The organism is Methylophilus sp. OH31 (assembly GCF_000576615.1).
Classification (GTDB): domain Bacteria; phylum Pseudomonadota; class Gammaproteobacteria; order Burkholderiales; family Methylophilaceae; genus Methylophilus.
Window position 1 is genome coordinate 174,442 of record NZ_BAUS01000001.1, and the last position, 16,839, is coordinate 191,280.

Annotated in this window: 14 protein-coding genes; all 14 read right to left on the reverse strand. The window is 49.7% G+C overall.

Going from position 1 to position 16,839, the window contains the following annotated elements; genetic code table 11:
* Positions 1–28 precede the first annotated feature (28 nt).
* A complete protein-coding gene (locus OH31_RS00740; protein ID WP_024929224.1) occupies positions 29–2,368 on the reverse strand; it encodes a TonB-dependent receptor in 2,340 nt (779 codons plus the stop codon).
* 280 nt (positions 2,369–2,648) lie between these two features.
* On the reverse strand, positions 2,649–3,680 hold the full coding sequence (locus OH31_RS00745; protein WP_024929225.1) for a FecR domain-containing protein: 1,032 nt from the start codon (positions 3,678–3,680) through the stop codon (positions 2,649–2,651).
* On the reverse strand, positions 3,681–4,208 hold the full coding sequence (locus tag OH31_RS00750) for a sigma-70 family RNA polymerase sigma factor (RefSeq protein ID WP_024929226.1): 528 nt from the start codon (positions 4,206–4,208) through the stop codon (positions 3,681–3,683).
* Between the two features lie 362 nt (positions 4,209–4,570).
* The gene (locus OH31_RS00755) at positions 4,571–5,719 is read right to left on the reverse strand and encodes a PepSY domain-containing protein (RefSeq protein ID WP_024929227.1); all 1,149 of its coding nucleotides are present in this window, start codon (positions 5,717–5,719) and stop codon (positions 4,571–4,573) included.
* Between the two features lie 28 nt (positions 5,720–5,747).
* Positions 5,748–8,174: a TonB-dependent receptor gene (locus OH31_RS00760; protein WP_024929228.1), complete on the reverse strand. Its 2,427-nt coding sequence runs from the start codon at positions 8,172–8,174 to the stop codon at positions 5,748–5,750.
* Positions 8,175–8,270: 96 nt separating this feature from the next.
* Entirely contained in the window at positions 8,271–9,239 is a 969-nt protein-coding gene (locus tag OH31_RS00765; protein WP_024929229.1) for a FecR domain-containing protein, read from the reverse strand.
* Positions 9,236–9,739 carry a sigma-70 family RNA polymerase sigma factor gene (locus OH31_RS00770; RefSeq protein ID WP_019882885.1) on the reverse strand — a complete coding sequence of 168 codons (504 nt, stop codon included), beginning with the start codon at positions 9,737–9,739 and terminating at the stop codon, positions 9,236–9,238. Before OH31_RS00770 ends, OH31_RS00765 begins: the two co-directional genes overlap by 4 nt.
* 266 nt (positions 9,740–10,005) lie before the next feature.
* Positions 10,006–12,420 (reverse strand): TonB-dependent receptor, encoded by a 2,415-nt coding sequence (locus OH31_RS00775; RefSeq protein WP_024929230.1) that lies wholly within the window; start codon positions 12,418–12,420, stop codon positions 10,006–10,008.
* Positions 12,421–12,522: 102 nt separating this feature from the next.
* Positions 12,523–13,386 (reverse strand): FecR family protein, encoded by an 864-nt coding sequence (locus tag OH31_RS00780; protein WP_024929231.1) that lies wholly within the window; start codon positions 13,384–13,386, stop codon positions 12,523–12,525.
* Positions 13,383–13,946, reverse strand: a complete 564-nt coding sequence (locus OH31_RS00785; RefSeq protein ID WP_036298450.1) for an RNA polymerase sigma factor — start codon at positions 13,944–13,946, stop codon at positions 13,383–13,385. Before OH31_RS00785 ends, OH31_RS00780 begins: the two co-directional genes overlap by 4 nt.
* Before the next feature lie 128 nt (positions 13,947–14,074).
* Positions 14,075–15,415: a GTPase HflX gene (gene hflX, locus OH31_RS00790; RefSeq protein WP_024929233.1), complete on the reverse strand. Its 1,341-nt coding sequence runs from the start codon at positions 15,413–15,415 to the stop codon at positions 14,075–14,077.
* 163 nt (positions 15,416–15,578) lie between these two features.
* A complete protein-coding gene (locus OH31_RS00795; protein WP_024929234.1) occupies positions 15,579–16,010 on the reverse strand; it encodes a hypothetical protein in 432 nt (143 codons plus the stop codon).
* A 42-nt stretch (positions 16,011–16,052) separates the two neighbouring features.
* Positions 16,053–16,277 carry a type II toxin-antitoxin system BrnA family antitoxin gene (gene brnA, locus OH31_RS00800; RefSeq protein WP_024929235.1) on the reverse strand — a complete coding sequence of 75 codons (225 nt, stop codon included), beginning with the start codon at positions 16,275–16,277 and terminating at the stop codon, positions 16,053–16,055.
* Complete coding sequence (locus OH31_RS00805) at positions 16,267–16,530, reverse strand: BrnT family toxin (protein ID WP_024929236.1); 264 nt, start codon at positions 16,528–16,530, stop codon at positions 16,267–16,269. The genes brnA and OH31_RS00805 overlap by 11 nt, the downstream gene beginning before the upstream one ends.
* Between the last annotated feature and the right edge of the window lie 309 nt (positions 16,531–16,839).

Here is a 16,839-nt window from a genome sequence, read left to right on the forward strand (position 1 = left end):
CAAGCACTGCTCCATAATCAACAGCAAGTTAGAACTGCATTTGCGCCGAGAATGCAACGCTACGCGGTGCGCCCACATAGTATGCATTTAGCCAATAGTCTTTATCCATAAGGTTATTGATATTCAGGCGTAAGGTCAGTGGCCGCTGTGACAGGGTAGTTCGGTAACGCATGCCAATATCAGCAGTCACGTAAGCGGGCAAGGTATCCGTATTGGCATCATTTGCCTGTTGCTTACCGGTATATTGTAAGCCGCCAGTTAAACTAAGCCCGGCCATGGCGCCGAAAAGATCGTACTCAGCATAAATTTTTGCATATTGCCTAGCGACATTCATCGGCTCCTTGCCATCTAACTCTGAATGACTGACTTTCGCATCCAACAAGGTCAACCCACTCACAATCGTTAACCGCTCAGTAGCCCTGCCGGTAGCACTAAACTCTAAGCCCTTGTGATTCTGGCGGCCATTTTGTTTATAGATATTATCAGCATCCTTATATTCGTAAGCCTTTTCAATCTCAAACAATGCAGACGTCAGCAACATACCGCCTACAGTCGCTTTCATGCCTATTTCTTTTTGTGTACTCACCATGGGCGGCATGATCTGATCGAAGTTAGTCGCATCAGTTCCCGCCCGCCCGCCCATCTCCAGACCTTCAATGTAGCTGGCATAAGTAGTCAGCCAGGACACAGGTTTGAACAGGAGCGAAGCGGAAGGTGAGTTGCGACTTTTATTGTAATCCGATTGGCTTTTTGCACCAGACTGCTCGTAACTTTGGCTGAGTATTCTGCTGTGATTAATCCCGACTAACACCGACCATTGCTCATTCAGCTTAATGGCATCACCTATCAGATAATTCTCATTCAGGTCGTAGCCGGCATAATAGGTTGAGCTATCTCCGGCAAAGCCAGGATTTGCAACATACGTCGGATTATCCAGGGGATATGGACCTAACCAGCCAGTATTACTATTAGATGGCGTTTGATAAAACTTATCCGAAAACATGTAATAGCCCAGCGTGAGCTTGTGCTCAACAGCGCCCGTATCGAAACGAATATCGGCCATGGCTTGTGCTGCATCATAGATATCTTTTGTTTTACCTGAGAAGGTACGTATCTGTTCGTATGCCGTACTCGAACTCACACTATTTAAGGTATGTACGGTCAACGGACGATCAACATAATCGCGCATATATGCGCCACGCAGAGTAATGTTGTCATTCAGACGGTAAGTCAGCTTACCCATCAACTTGGTATTTTCAAACTCGTCGCGCGCCCAAGGCTGCGACCACAATTTGCTGGCATCAGGCGCCTTGCCACGATTAACACTGTAGAACCAATACGCAGAAGTGCCCTTTGTTTTGTAGTCGTTATAACTGGCATTCAGCTCAAGCAACAACTTGTCTGACACCTGCCAATCGACAGCGCCACTGACTAATACACGATCTATACTCTGGTGATCGATAGCGGTATCACCGTCCTGCCTGACAATGTTCAGACGATAACCGGCACGCCCGTCCTCATCAATACGCCCGCCGAAATCGCCGTGCGCGTAATATTGACTCCCGCCGTAATTACCAACCGTGACACTGTTCAAACGCTCCATAGTCGGACGTTTATAAACAGAATTGATCATACCGCCTGGTGCAGCCGCGCCATATAAAAAGCCAGCTGGCCCGTTAAATACCTCTACACGCTCTTTGTCTTCAATCACGGCTGCATGATTATATGGGCGCCGCAAACCATCCTCCGCAGTATTGTAGGCAGTAAAGCCACGGATGGTCGTTGCTGGTGACCAGCTTGTAATTTGTGGCGTTGCAGTGCGCGAAAACGGGTTGATTTTGTAAATATCATCCGGTGATTGCGCCTGGATATTTTGGATGAGTTCTTGTGGCACCACGCTCATTGAAAATGGTGTATCTTGCAGATTAGTCGCGCCCAAAGCGCCGAGTGAAGAAACTGTTTTAACCAGGTAACCTGCTTCGGCCTTACCTTCTTGCTGAATAAGCTGCGTGAGCGGTTTCTCTGCCGCTGAATACACCTGCACCTCGGGCAACGTTTGATCAGCCGCGGCTTTGGCTGGTGTTGCCGGCGTGATCTTGTGCAACACAAAAGCACCCTTTCCTTGATCGCTCACACCCAACCCAGAGCCACTGAGTAACTTATCAAAACCTTGTTGTATGCTATAGCTACCATTGAGGCCTTCCGAGACTTTCCCTTGTACTAAGTCTGGTGGCACCACAAGGCTGACGCCGGAGGCACTCGCAAATTCAACCAGTGCCTCATACAGGGCGCCTGCTGGTATACGGTAATTTTTTTGGCTAGCGATCGAGGGGGCACTATCTGCAGCAAACACTGCTACAGCAGCCATTCCGTTTATAGACAAGGTTGCCATCATCACTAGTGCGCCGTGCACGGCACGTGCTAAAAGCCTGCTGGAACAGCTAACATCAATCATCTTTTTCTGGGGAGGCGAGTAATACGGTTGTGTCATTTAACTTCCTTTGCTTGAATGTAAAAAATGCGGTCTACACTCACTTCACACGCAAGAAAATAAAAAGTGACACAAATTTGGAATTTTTTTATTGCATATCAACAGACGGATTGATTACAACGCTTACAGCATCTCATTCGTTAAAATCACGGCGAATTTAATTGGCCAAAATAGTGACCCAGTAACGCGTGCGGTAAATAAGCCTGACCGGTAGTGCCTCAGAGAGACTATTGAGCACCGGGTCAGTATTATCTAACTGGAACACACCTGAAATGCGTAGGTCAGCCACAGCAGAATCACAACGTAATATGCCCGGACGATAACGGCCGAGTTCAGCGATGAATTGGTCAAGACGCATAGCATTGGCATACAGCACACCGTGCGACCAGCCATCAACATGGCGATCCAGCACATCTACCTGAGCGACACGCCCACTTGTAAAGCGCGTTTGCCATCCGGCCTGAACGATAAAGGGTGACTCGGCTGCGCTGGATGGACGCACTTCGACCGCCCCCTCCAATACTGCCAGGCGTGTGTGTTCGCTCTCCTGCCGCACCACGAAGCGCGTGCCTAATGCACGCAATACGCCTTGGGCGGTTTCCACCATAAATGGACGATAGGCAGCATGATCGCTACGAACCGCATCAGGTGCTGTCTCAATAAGAATCTCACCGGCCTGCAGCTTTAGCAGCCTTTTCTTATCATCAAACACAATATCAATGGCACTCGCGGTATTTAGCTGAACACGTGTACCGTCTGCCAATATAATGCTGCGCCGTTCGCCAGTAGCCGTGTGGTATGCGGCCATGACGCGCCGCACCGGCTCACTACGCCATGCCTGCAACCCGGCAGATCCACTCACGATCAATAAGGCGAACGTCTTCAGTGCCAGGCGGCGATTTGCATCAGGGTGACGTGTGAGCGTCGTGATGGCCAACTGCGGCGGCAAGCTATCCAACTTGGCGCCAATGCGCATGGCACGTTGCCAGGCGAGTGCATGCCTGGTATCAGCAGCACACCAGTGTTCCCATTCTTTACGCTCCATTGGAGACACATCTGGCGCTTGCAAGCGGAAAAACCATTCAGCCGCCTGCTGAGCAATGCTCCCAGTCACCAAATCGGCTTCAGCGCTTACAGACAACTGTTCTGCACCCGTGCTTGTTTGGGTGCTGGTCTCGAGCTTAGACATTTAAAGCGCAACCAGAATACAACGTGCCATGGCTTGTACCATATAGCGCTTAATGGTGCGCTCACTCAGGGAGAGCCGCATAGCGATTTCGGCATAACTTAGCCCTTCAAGTTGTGCCAGTAAAAAGGTCATACGCACTTTGGCTGGCAAACCATCCAGCATGGCATCCAGTTCATGCAAGGTTTCTAAAATTAATAGCCTTTGCTCTGGTGACGGCGTCAGGGATTCCGGGAGTGATGCCAGCGAATCTAAATAAGCCTGCTCCAATGATCGTCGCCGATACAGGTTAGCCAATAGCCGCTTGGCAATCACAGTCAGGTAAGCACGTGGCTCATGCAATTGCCAATTGGTCTTTTTTTCCACCAAATGATCTGGCGCGGCGAGAATACGCACAAAGGTATCCTGCGCAATATCAGCCGCATCGAAACTATTGCCTAGTTTGCGCCGTAACCAAGCACTCAGCCAATGATGGTGGTCGCGATAGAGCCGGGTAACAGTATGATCTAGCGTGGCGTCGAAAGGCAGCATAAGAGATGCTTATACAATATTAACTGATAATCATTCTCATATTAAACGGTACAAGCACTCCCTTGCAATAGATTCATGCATGCTCAAAAGCACGGATGCTTAAAGTCGCGGTGAGATTACGCCAAAGCGATCAACAAAAAACGCGTCTTTTCAACGCTAAACAAGCACTCATCGCCGCCTTGACGATGACTCCATCACCTTGGCTTTTCGCCAATAATATCCCATCACTACAAGTGGCAGAGCCATGGCGACCCATGATAGCCAATGCCAGATGCCTGTTCCAAGCAGGGCTGACAACAAACCAAAGACCGTCAGTAACGAAAGCACAATAGGCCAGCCCCAGATATCGATAAACCGTTTATTCATCGCACACCTCCTCTCGCCGTTGCTGCATGCTTATGCTCAAGATCGGCAATACGCTGCTCGGTATGCTGACGACGCTTGATCCAGAGATACAAGCCGCTCACCAGCACCACAATCGTCACTAAATCAAGCAAGGCCCAAATAATCTTTAGCGGCAACCCGCCATAATCGCCAAAATGCAGCGGTTGTGATAACAAGAGCGTTTTGACATACCAGGGCATCTCACGTGTATCGGTTAACTTTGCAGTCTGCGCATCAATCAAGGCCGGGCGCAACAAACGGGAAGTGACCGGCGTATTGCCTTTCAGAAATACCGTGTAATGGTGCGGGCTGGAGAACATACTGCCCGGAAAGGCCACAAAGCTTACATGCATATCCGGCACGGCCTGCTTGGCAGTGTCAATCGAGTCTTGCAAAGAGCCCAGCTTGACCGGTGGTGGCAAGCCTTTATACGGCGCAATCATCTCCGCCATTTGATCGGCTTGCCAGACCATAATCACAATCTGGCTCAAGGTGTTGATGGTACCGGTGATGCCGACAACCAACGCCCAGACCAGCGTCGCCACACCCAGCAAGTTATGGATATCCAGCCACTTTAACCTGGCCTGCTTCTCGCGCCTGACGGTGCCGAAATCCAGTCGCCGCATAAAGGGGTGATACAGCACAATGCCCGAAATGATGGCCACAGCGAACAGCAAACCCATCAAGCCAAGAAACAGCATGCCGGGCAAGCCGGCAAACATATCAATATGCAACTTGAGCATGACATACATAAAGCCATGGTCTGGCGGCGGTTCATCCAGGACTTTGGCGGTGCGTGAGTCAATCAGCACGATATTCGAATCATCCGGCGACGCATCCATAGACTTTGCCATCGAAACCAGCGTGACATTCGGGTGCTCATCTTGCTCCCAGAACATAAAGCGAATCACATCCTGGGGCCGCTGTTGACGGGCAGCCTCAGCGACGGCATCCATACTGGCATTGGGCGTTCCCTCTGCCATGGCAGGCGCTTCGACCACGCCGGACAGTTGCTCGATTTCTTCATGAAAGATCAATGGCAAACCGGTGATGCACAGCATCAGCAAAAAAGCTGTGCAAACCAGGCTACTCCATTTATGTGTCAAATACCACTTACGAATGCTCATGTCGCCTTAACCCTCACGCTTTGCCAGCTTAAAAATCAGCGGTTGCTGATAATAACAGGGTACGCGGCATGCCCAGGTAGATATAGCCTTCGTTAGAGGTATTCCAATAGTCGCGGTTAAACAGGTTTTCGATATTGGCGCGCAAAGTGACAGGCGTCGCATTCAATACAGTTTTGTAACGGGCGCCAATGTCAAAGCGGGTAATGCTTGGAATAGACAGGTTATTGGCCTGATCTACATATTGCTTGCTGGTATAAATCACTCTGGAGGTCAATGTCAGGCCGGGCACAGGCACCGGATCCCACTCACCACCCAGGCTGACTTGCCAGTCGGGCACGCCCACTGCGGTATTGCCATTTAAAGCACTATCTTGATTCTTGACCAACTCGCCCTGGGTATAAGCACCACCGCCCAGTACACGTAGACCGTCAGCAACTTCACCAAACACATTAAACTCCACGCCCCGGTTACGCTGTTCGCCGTTCACGTTAAACGTAGTACTGGTACTAATCGCACTAGGCCGTTCTATCTCAAACACACTTACGCTGGTGGCAATCTTGCCCCAGTCCACTTTAACCCCAACTTCTTTTTGCTTGGTTTTATAAGGTGGGAATATTCGGCTGCCCATAATTAAAGGTGCTTGCGGGCCTTGGCTTAAGCCTTCGATATAATTGGCATACAAGGAGATATTCTCCTGTGGCTTGAACACCACGCCTGCAACGGGTGTGAGTGCAGTTTTATCGTAGGGATCGGTAGTCGCAAATAAATAAGATTGTTGCTCTACTCGTTGATGCCTAGCACCAAGCGTAACCTGCACTTTCTCATCTAAGAAGGATAGCGTATCTGCCAGCGCATAACTCGTCAGCGTCATTGCGCCATATTTCTCCTTATTACCAGGCAAGCCTGCTGTACTTGGCGTATCAATATACACTGGTGCATAAATGTTACCGTTAATCGTGCCCGACACCGCAGCGAAGTAAATATCGGTATTCTGTCTGACTTTGGTCGCGCCCAGGCTCACCTGATGGCCAACCGGGCCTGTGTCGAACTTAATACGGCTGCCTGCTTCAAACGATTCAGACTTGACTTCAAACAGCTGCCACATGGCCATAGAACTATAATCACCATTCGCACTGGTCAAACTCGGGTTACCTGCCACCGCATCCATCTGGCTGTTACGGCTACCAACTCCTGCATACACCATGACGGCATCGGTCACGTCATATTCGCCACGCAATACCATGGAGCGGTCTTTCATTTGCGAGTGACCATAACCGGGATAATTAAGCTGACTGTCTGGTGCGCCAGGCATTTTGGTGAGGCCTGCGCCCACGGTAAATTGGCGGACCACTTTATTAATGGTTTCTTGTTGGTTGATGAAATCAGCCGTCACCCGTAAACGCTCCCCACGATAATCTAGCGCTAGGCTACCCATAAACTCTTCCAGCTTTTGTTGGTCGAGCGCGGTATCCCCTTTGCGATACATGCCATTGAGGCGGACACCAAACTCGTTATTTTCACCAAACCGGCGACCCAGATCTGCCGTGCCGCCATATACGGAATCACTCATATAAGTGACGCCAAATCGGCTTAATGCCTGGTCACCTGCACGCTTGGGCACAATATTGATACTGCCACCGACATTACCGCTGGGCGGCATGCCGTTGAGCAATGCGCTCGGGCCTTTAAGGACTTCCACACGCTCGGCCATTTCTACCGGCACGCGAAAATATGGCATCAAGCCATACATGCCATTTAAGGCAATATCCTGGCTGGCAACAGTAAAGCCACGAATCGAAAAGTCTTCGTTGATGTTGGTACGGGCACTGGTTTGTCGTACCGATGGATCATTTTGCAATACATCGCCAATACTGCGCGCCTGCTGATTTGTGATCAGTTCAGCGGTATAGTTGGTCGCATTGAACGGAATATCCATAAAATTACGCTGCCCCAGGATACCGGCGCGACCAGCGCGCGCGACCTGAGAACCCGCATATGCCGGGCTGGATTCTGTCAGTTTCACATCTGAAACAAGCACTTCCGGCAAAGTATCAACCGCATCAGAACTGGCAGGCAGCGGCTGGGATGACTTCTGCAATTTATAGCTGCCATTATCTTGCATGACTGCCTGTAAACCACTACCGGACAGAATGGCATTCAACCCCGGCAACACATCATACTGCCCACGTAGACCACGACTTTGCTTGCCCTGAGTCAGATTGGCATCAATGACCAGCAAGATCCCGGTTTGCCTGGCATATGCATTGAGCACCTGATCCATAGCGCCGGCAGCAATATTGAATGCAGGCAAAGAGGCATTACTCTCTTGCACAGCGTCGGCATAGGCACGCGGCATATAAGCCATTGAGCTAATACCCGCGAGTAATAACAAGCCGGCGATTTGATTGATACGGAATGCTGGCAATATTGCCTGGGCATGAGCGGGGTGTGACATGATTATTTCCTCATTGAAAAGTAGTCTTCACTCCTATCCCGAATGAAAAAATAAAAGTGCTACGCTTAAAGCGTTTTTTACCTAATCTCACACTCATCAGGAAGCATGCACAGTCACCCAATATTTTGAAAAGTAATCAATGCGCAAAGGCAGCGCCTGTAATAAGGACTGCAACACTCGATCAGTATCCAGTAACGGGAAGACACCTGACACCAGCATATTGGCAACCGTTTGGTCGTAGCGGATCACCCCCATGCGGTAGCGGCTGAGTTCATCCAGAAAGTCGCCCAGACGCAGTTGCTCTGCCACTAACTTGCCATCTAGCCAGGCATTTTCACTGCCATTGGCCGTCACTTTTGACAGGGCTCCAGTCAACAAGCCGGCCTGCATTCCACTGGCAATAGTGAGGTCATGTAAACCATTGCTTGAGCGCAATTTGACGGCCCCCTCATCAACGGACACTCTGGTTTCATGATGCTTTAAACGCACATTGAATTTTGTGCCTAAGGCTGTGGCGGTACCGTGTCGTGTTTGCACTAGCAATGGCCGGTTAGATCCATGATCAGCTACCGTGCTGATATAAATCTCTCCCTCATGCAAAACGAGCCTACGTTCACGCGCGCTGTAGGCAATATCAACCGACGTCGAAGTATTCATGATTAACTCGCTGCCATCAGCCAGCACAACCTTTTCCTGCTGCCCTGTATGGGTGCGATAATCTGCAGCCAGCGCTTGCCAACCATCACTTTGACGCACAACAGGCACGGCGCCACCAGTCACGGCAGCCAGCCCCAGCATTTGTAATACGCGCCGCCGTTTGGCAGACGGCAATCTATTTTTTACCAGGCCGATGGTCGCATGCGGGACCAGTTGTAACTTCTGCTGCATGACTTCTATTTCAGACCATGCCTGCTGATGCGCATCACTGCGGCTCAGCCAGACCTCAAATGCATGCTGCTGATCGGCAGTGACCTCTCCTGACCATAACATCACCTGCCACTCTAATGCTTCCTGCTGTAGTCGGCTATAGTCTGTAACTACGTTGATGGTTGAATACTGGTTCATAACAACTCCATGCAGGCTTGCGTGGCTTTGAGCATATACTTGCGCACCGCCGCCACAGAAATACCAAGCTGGTCGGCAATTTGGCTATAAGTCAGTTGCTCAAACCGTGACAGGATAAATGTCTCGCGCACTTTGGCAGGCAATTGGTCCAATACCTTGTCGAGCTGTATCAGGCTTTGCAATGCGATCGCCTGCTGCTCGGGCGAAGGTGTCTCGACCGGCGGCAATTGCAACAGCCATTCCTGATAAGCCAGCTCTAGGCGTTGACGTCGATACAGATCAATCATCAAACCTTTGGCAATTTGCGTTAAATAAGCGCGTGATTGTTCCGGCAATGGCTTTTTGTCCGAAACGATCAGCCGCACAAACGTGTCTTGTGCCAAATCAGCCGCGGTGTGCTGACAAGAGAGCTTTTTTCGTAACCAGGCTTTCAACCAGCCATAATGATGGCTGTATAAATGATGCAATTGCTGTTGCACCCCGGGGTCAGGCATTGACATAATTTATTTGCTAATAAGAATCATTATCAATGATACCCAACACTTGTTGCGCAAAGCAATACTTATCTTGTTTCTAGTCGAGGCGATGAACCATCACATGAATTCTCATCCTCAGAGCGATCACTCAATACCTGGCAGCCCCCTACCATCGGTAAAGAATATCCAAACCGGCAAAAAATACACTTAACTGAAATGATTGATTGGTCATCTTCAATAAAAATGCCTTCCCGATTGCATCCAGGAAGGCACACTACATACAGATGCGACTAAAAAGTATACTTGGCTGTGATTCTGGCACTTCTAGGTTCACCGTAGCTTTCCCAAGCCCAATTGGCAGAGGAAACACCCCGATAATAGGTTTTATCCAGCAGGTTATTGATATTGAGCTGTAAATCGAGATTCTTGCTGGCTTTGTAGCCGACGATCATATCCACCAGCGTATAAGCTTTCTGTTCAACATCATCTGTCGTCCCGGCCTCTGAAGCTGTCATGTAAATCCGGCTTTGACGATATACGTTCGCACCCACTCTCCAGTTCGACCAATCGCCAAGTAAGCGATACACCGTTGTCAACTTGAACATGTGCTCAGGCGATAAGGTATTAAAACGGTCACCTTTATCATAGCTGTCATCCTTGATGTACTCTGTATTGGTATACGTATAGCCAGCCCCAACCTGCCAGTTTGGCTGCAATGCACCCTGTATTTCCATATCTACCCCACGGCTACGCACTTCGCCCGAAGCTTCGGCACAACTGGTACCTACCGTACACTGGCTGACATCCCTGACGGCGCGCGACCGGTTATTCTGATTGACCTGAAACACGGCAATACTAGTATTCAGCGCACCATTCAGATATTCACTCTTCAATCCAAATTCGTAGTTCTCACCATCAATCGGGCGGATCACATTGCCATCGCGCCCGATACTGCTTTGTGGGCTGAAAATATCAGTAAAACTGGCATAGAGTGAGTGGTGATCATTGAGATCGTAAATCAACCCGGCATAACGCGTCACATTGCGCACGACCTCATAATCCGAGTTATTACGATAGTTATCGTAGTCATACCAGTCCAGTCGACCACCCAATATCAATTTCCATTGATCTGCGAGATTCAGGCGGGAAGTCACATAAACACCATCCTGGCGTGTACGTGTATGACCTGTGCTTGTATAAGGCAACACTGGTTTGGCCAATGTACTGCCACTCCAGTTGTAGATATCGGTATTCGCGCCGATGTATGTCGTCCGGTAATTATGGGGACTGGCGTCAAACTGGTTACGATTAGCGCCAAACGCCAATTCATGCTGACGTCCAAACAGTTCGTATTTGCCATTTACAACCAGGTCATAGCTGGATGCCTTGTTTTCCTGATCGCCGCGCCAGGCCATTAAATCACGACTCACTGTACCGCCAGTGATTGTGCTACGCATAAAAGTACCCAGGCCATCGGTATGGTTCCACATATACGTAGTGCTCAACTTCAGCTTCCAGTCTTGATTAAAGCTGTGCTCAAGAATGGCAAAAAGACTTTTATTGTCCTGATCCAGATACTCCCAGTTATTTGCCAGGCTGACAGAACGATTCAGTTTGACATGGCTACCATCCGGATTGACTGGCAGGCCACCCCACCATGACCCGTTTGTACTGTCTTTCTGGGTAAAGGCACCCACTGTCAGTGTGGTTCTATCAGCAAGGTCTATCTCGCTAATGCCATAAAGCAGATGATTTTCATAACCTTGACCATCACGGAAACTGCCTGAATCTTGTACAGAAGCGACCACACGCCCGCGTACCGACGCTGCCTCATTCATCGCACCGCCCAGATCAAGGATGCTGCCATAATTATCCCAGCTGCCGGCATAGGCCGTAACAGAGCCCTTAAATTCGCTGGTTGGTCGCTTACGCACCAAGTTAATGGCCGCGGAAGGATTACCTGCCCCCTGCATCAAACCGGTCGCACCACGCACTACTTCTACCCGGTCATACATCGCAAGGTTGGCCTGGGCACTGGGGATATAAGAAGACCATGGCACCAGTGAACCGTCATACATAATATTACTGACACCAAACCCGCGCGCTTCAAAATTGGGACGCCCGGTACCATCGGCATTACTGAGAAAAACCCCAGGCGTACTTTTGACCACATCCGTAATATTCAGCATGCCCTGATCATCCATGCGCTGGCGTGTAATGACGGTGACAGCCTGTGGCGTCTCACGGATGGAAAGTGGCAGGCGAGTCGCCGTACTCATGGACTGCGTCGTGTAGGACTGCGTCCCTTCAGTTAAGGATTCATTCTGGGCAATATCTTGCACCAACACTTCTGGCAAGGTGCTGACTTGCTGGTCAGTGGCCCCGACGACAGTAAAACTGTTGTTACCAGTGTCTTTGATTATCAGGCCAGAACCTTCCAGTAACTTTTCCAGCGCCCGGCGTAATTCATATTTACCCTTAAGCGCAGGCGCAGTGTGCTTTTCAGTCAGGTCAGTAGAGAAAGAAATTCTTTCTCCTGATTTTAATGCCAGTGCATTGAGGGCTTGATCCAGTGACTGGCTCGGGATGTCCAACTCCAGGGGTGCCGCCTGGGTATGCATGGCCGCCGACAGAAGCAGGCTTGCCAAGGTTAACTTAAATCCGGCCAGATTGTTTTGCCGGACATGTTGATGCATAGAAAACATGAAACTCCCCTATTAATTCACCTTCTAAATGAAGGTTTCATTAGGGTTGGCACTTGAAACAAAAAAATGTGAAGGTCGTGAAAGAAATTTTTTATTCAGCGCTTATGAGGGCAGCCTGTGACTTTTCCTGATAAGCACCTCACCATTGGCTGTCCGTGCTATTTCAACCGGCAGGCTCTGTGATAAATCCTGAATCAATGTTTCCACTGCCTCAATATCATACACACCAGATACCCGCATGCCTGCTGCAGCCTGATCGACATGAATCGTCATGGCACTATAGCGCTGAATTTCATTGACCACCTGGCTCAATGGCGCACCATTGAAGACCAGCTTGCCTTGTTGCCAGGCCGCTTCGTGATCCAGGTTGATATGATTCAAATGGCTCAAGCTACCCAGTTGTGATTCTATAGCCTGCCCTGTCGTGAGAATCTGATACAGGTCTCCTGTCGCCACCTCAACCGCTCCTTCCAGCACGGCCACGCGCACGCTGTTGGCTTTTAAACGGATGTTAAAACGGGTTCCTATATCTGTCACGCGTACATCCTGGGCCATCACGCTGAAAGGACGCCATCCATGGTTCACGGTAAAAGCCGCTTCACCCTGGACAAGCTGTAGTTGCCGTGTGCGTATGTGATGCTCCACCTTGAGGTCGCTGCTAGTATTCAGCACCACACTGCTGCCATCTGGCAGCGCATACGTGGCTTGCTTGCCAATACTGGTGGACAGGGTTTCTACCTGCCAGGCCGGATCGATCACCACAGTACCAACGGCCAGTAATAACACAGCCATGCTAATGGTACGTTTCTTCACCTTTTTACGACGCTGGCTAAGCTGTTTGGCTTCCCGCAAGATATCTTCGCTGGAAGGATACAAGGTCCGCAACTCATCTTCGTAGGATGAAAAAACATCCTTGCGCACTGCGGATACTTGTGGGGATGCCGAATGATTTGCACGTTTGCTCACAATTTACTCCCCCAACGTGATTCATAGTATTGCTGTAATGGTGGCCACTTTTCGGCAATTTCGCGTATCGCACGGCGGTAGTGCTGAGTGACCATGGTTCTGGAAATCTCCAGCTCCTTTGCGATTTCCTGCTGGCTAAAGTCATACAGCCTGTGCAGCAGAAACACCTGACGGGCTCGTGGTGGCAATCCTTCAATCACCGCATGCAAGCTAATCACATTTTGCTTGAGGGCAAGCAGATATTCACCTGACTCAGTATGCGCATAATCAGGTAACTCTTCGACCACATCAATAAATTCAGCACGGAGGTTTTCGCCACGGATACGATTGAGCGCGCCATTGGCAGATGCTTTGCGCAGATAGGCCAGTGGCTGCTGAATCTCTAATAAGATAGGGCGTTCAATCAACTTGACACACAGATCATGTACCACATCCTGCGCAAACTCACGCCCACCAAATTTGCGCCTGACATAATCGATCAAGTCATCGTAATGGGTGGTTAAGGCATGAAGCAAAGAAGGATACTTGGGCTGGTGCGACAACGGGGAATGGCCAATCATAGGGAATCAAAACAATCATCAAAATGATAACGATTATCGTTTAATTTATCCAGCGTTTCTTCAATACGTGGTTTATCATGCTGTCACATTGACTCACTAACAGTGATTGGCAGAGATCTAAGCTGTATTTATTGCACCAACAATAACTGTTCACGCAGGCTATTGATGTCATTGGGTTCGCCGCGCACAGTAAAGAAAGCGCCTTCATCCTCAGACCGCTCGCCCAAGACCTGGCAGGTACCGTAGATTTTGCCTCGGAGTTGTTGGGCTGACCAAGGTAAAAACAGCTCGGCTTCCACCAAATCCTGCTGAAAAAAGTCGACGATTTTCTGCCGCAGCATCGCCACTTCATCCGGGCGACGTGCACTCATCACAATGCAATCCGGGTATTTGAGGCGCAGCGCGGCTTCACACTCGGCTTGCGCGGTGGCATCGCCGACATAATCTATTTTGTTAAACACACGAATACGCGGCACTACATCGGCATCGATTTCCTCAAGCACTTTATCCGTGACTTCAAGCTGACGCTCAAACCCAGGGTCGCTGGCATCGATCACGTGCAACAACAGCGCAGCATCCAGCGCCTCATCCAGCGTGGATTTAAAAGAAGCCACCAGGCCATGCGGCAGGTTCTTGATAAAACCCACGGTATCGCTGACCAGCACGCGCGGCACGCTTTCCGGGTACAAGGCGCGCACCGTGGTATCCAGTGTGGCAAATAATTTGTTCGCCACCAACACCTCGCTGCCAGTGAGCGCGCGCATCAAGGTAGATTTACCGGCATTGGTATAACCAACCAGCGCCACACTCGCCATCGTCTGCCGCTCCTGACGTCGCGCACGTTGCGTCCGGCGCTCGCCATCCATAATCACAATTTCTTGTTGCAGTTCGGCTATCCGGTCGCGAATCTTGCGTCTATCCAGCTCGGTATGCGATTCACCTGCCCCACGGCCACCCGCCCCGCTACGCTGCCGCCCCTGCGGACCCGCCAGTTTCGCCGCTTCGCGCAAACGTGGTGCCATATACCCAAGCCGCGCAATCTCCACCTGCGCACGTGCCGCACGCGAGCGGGCATTGCGGTGAAAAATCTCCAGAATCACCATAGTACGGTCCATCACCTCGCAACCGACTTCTAACTCCAGATTGCGCGCCTGCGACGGGGAAATTTCATGGTCAACTAGCAGCGCCTCAATATTCAGCGTATCGGGATTAAATTCCAGCGCATCAGGATCTCCGGCCATACTGCGTACATAATCACGAATCTCTTCGCGCTTACCCACTCCGAGATAGCCGGTGATATCAAAGCCAGCGCGCTTCTGCACAAAGGTGTGAACGATCTTGTAGCCCAGTGTTTTTGCCAGTTCGCGTAGCTCATTCAGCGAAGCTTCAAACTCCATATCGCTGACATTTGGCAGTTGCACGGCCGCCACAACGGCATGGCTGACGGGCTCTTTGACTTCACTTTGCATGAGGGAACGACACTTCTTGAATGATAGAGGGCAGATAGTACCTGCAAATGCAAAAACCACCACTATGTGCGGCGAGATAAATGAGTTGAGTAGTTATGATAGAGCGGTGTAGATAACCAAAGAAGTTAGTGCCTAGATAGTAACTAGTGGAGCCAGCCCCCCATTAATTGTCTTGGTTGAACCGTTTACGCGTGAAGTAGACAATTGCCCGAACCGCCAAAAGTAGCATTGCTGGAACGAGGCAATGAAACCCGATCACCCAGAAATAGTTAAATAACGCATTTGCAGGGAGAAATCGGGTTTGATAGAGCGGATTAAGTGCGTAAGCGACTACTGCTACGAGTGGGCACACTAATAGCGAAAAGATGATTGCCTTGCATGCATTTGCAAAAGTGTGAGTGCCAAATGCTGCGGGGATAAGACAGAGAAGGACAAGAAAAGAAGGTGCCAATATGGGCCATGGAAGCGCATCGGCCCACTGCGGCAAATGAACTACCTTTGAAAAGGTGAACAGTTCAACCCAAACAACCATAGCTACTGACAGTGCAAAAATACTTATGCCAAGAGCCAGCTGATTACGGTTAAGATTTGACATGCGCTAGCGCAGCTAAATGGTTAATATTTCAGATAAAGGTATTTAGGCAGACTTTTCAAGACGCTCAGCAAGCCACACTTTTATGATTGATTGCCTGGTCACACCCAAGCGCACAGCTTCCCGGTCAAGAGACTCAATCATCCATGTGGGAAAATCGACATTCACCCGTTTTTGCGCTTGCATAGTGCGTGTTGCTTTTGATAAATCCAGCGCAGCAGTGATATCAACACCTTCCTCAAACTGCTGTTCAAAATCCTTAGCTTTCATAAAGTGCTACCTCCTCGGTACGTGAGCGACGAACGGAAATAAGCCTGACATTTAAACCTCTGTAGGTAATCACGGCAGACCAATGCTTGTCGTTGATCAGCCCGATCATCAGATATCGCTGTTCATCTTCAGTTTTTGCGGGGATTTCCAGCAATCGGGAATCATCCCATAACGCCTGAGCATCTATAAAATTAATGCCATGTTTCTGAAGATTGGCCTGACTTTTTGCCGCGTCAAACTCAAAAGTGATCATGGTATAAAAAATATACCTTTATTAAATAAAATGCAAGTACATGATTCTGTACTTGATCCTCACACCATGAAAGGAGATGCCATAAAAAGGATGAACATGCGTGATTGCAAGACCAGACCCCTCAAATTTCACAGCCTCCCGATGTATAGATACCTCACTTTGAGATCAGGGACTGGCGACAAGCTTTGCTCAACCCTCATTATTAATAATAAACATTCATAGAAGCACTTTTTCGCCAGTCCCGCTTGACTGATGTGTTAGGAATCAGAAGCCAACGCATGTAATTTGTAAAGTTTCCACTCTTTCGAC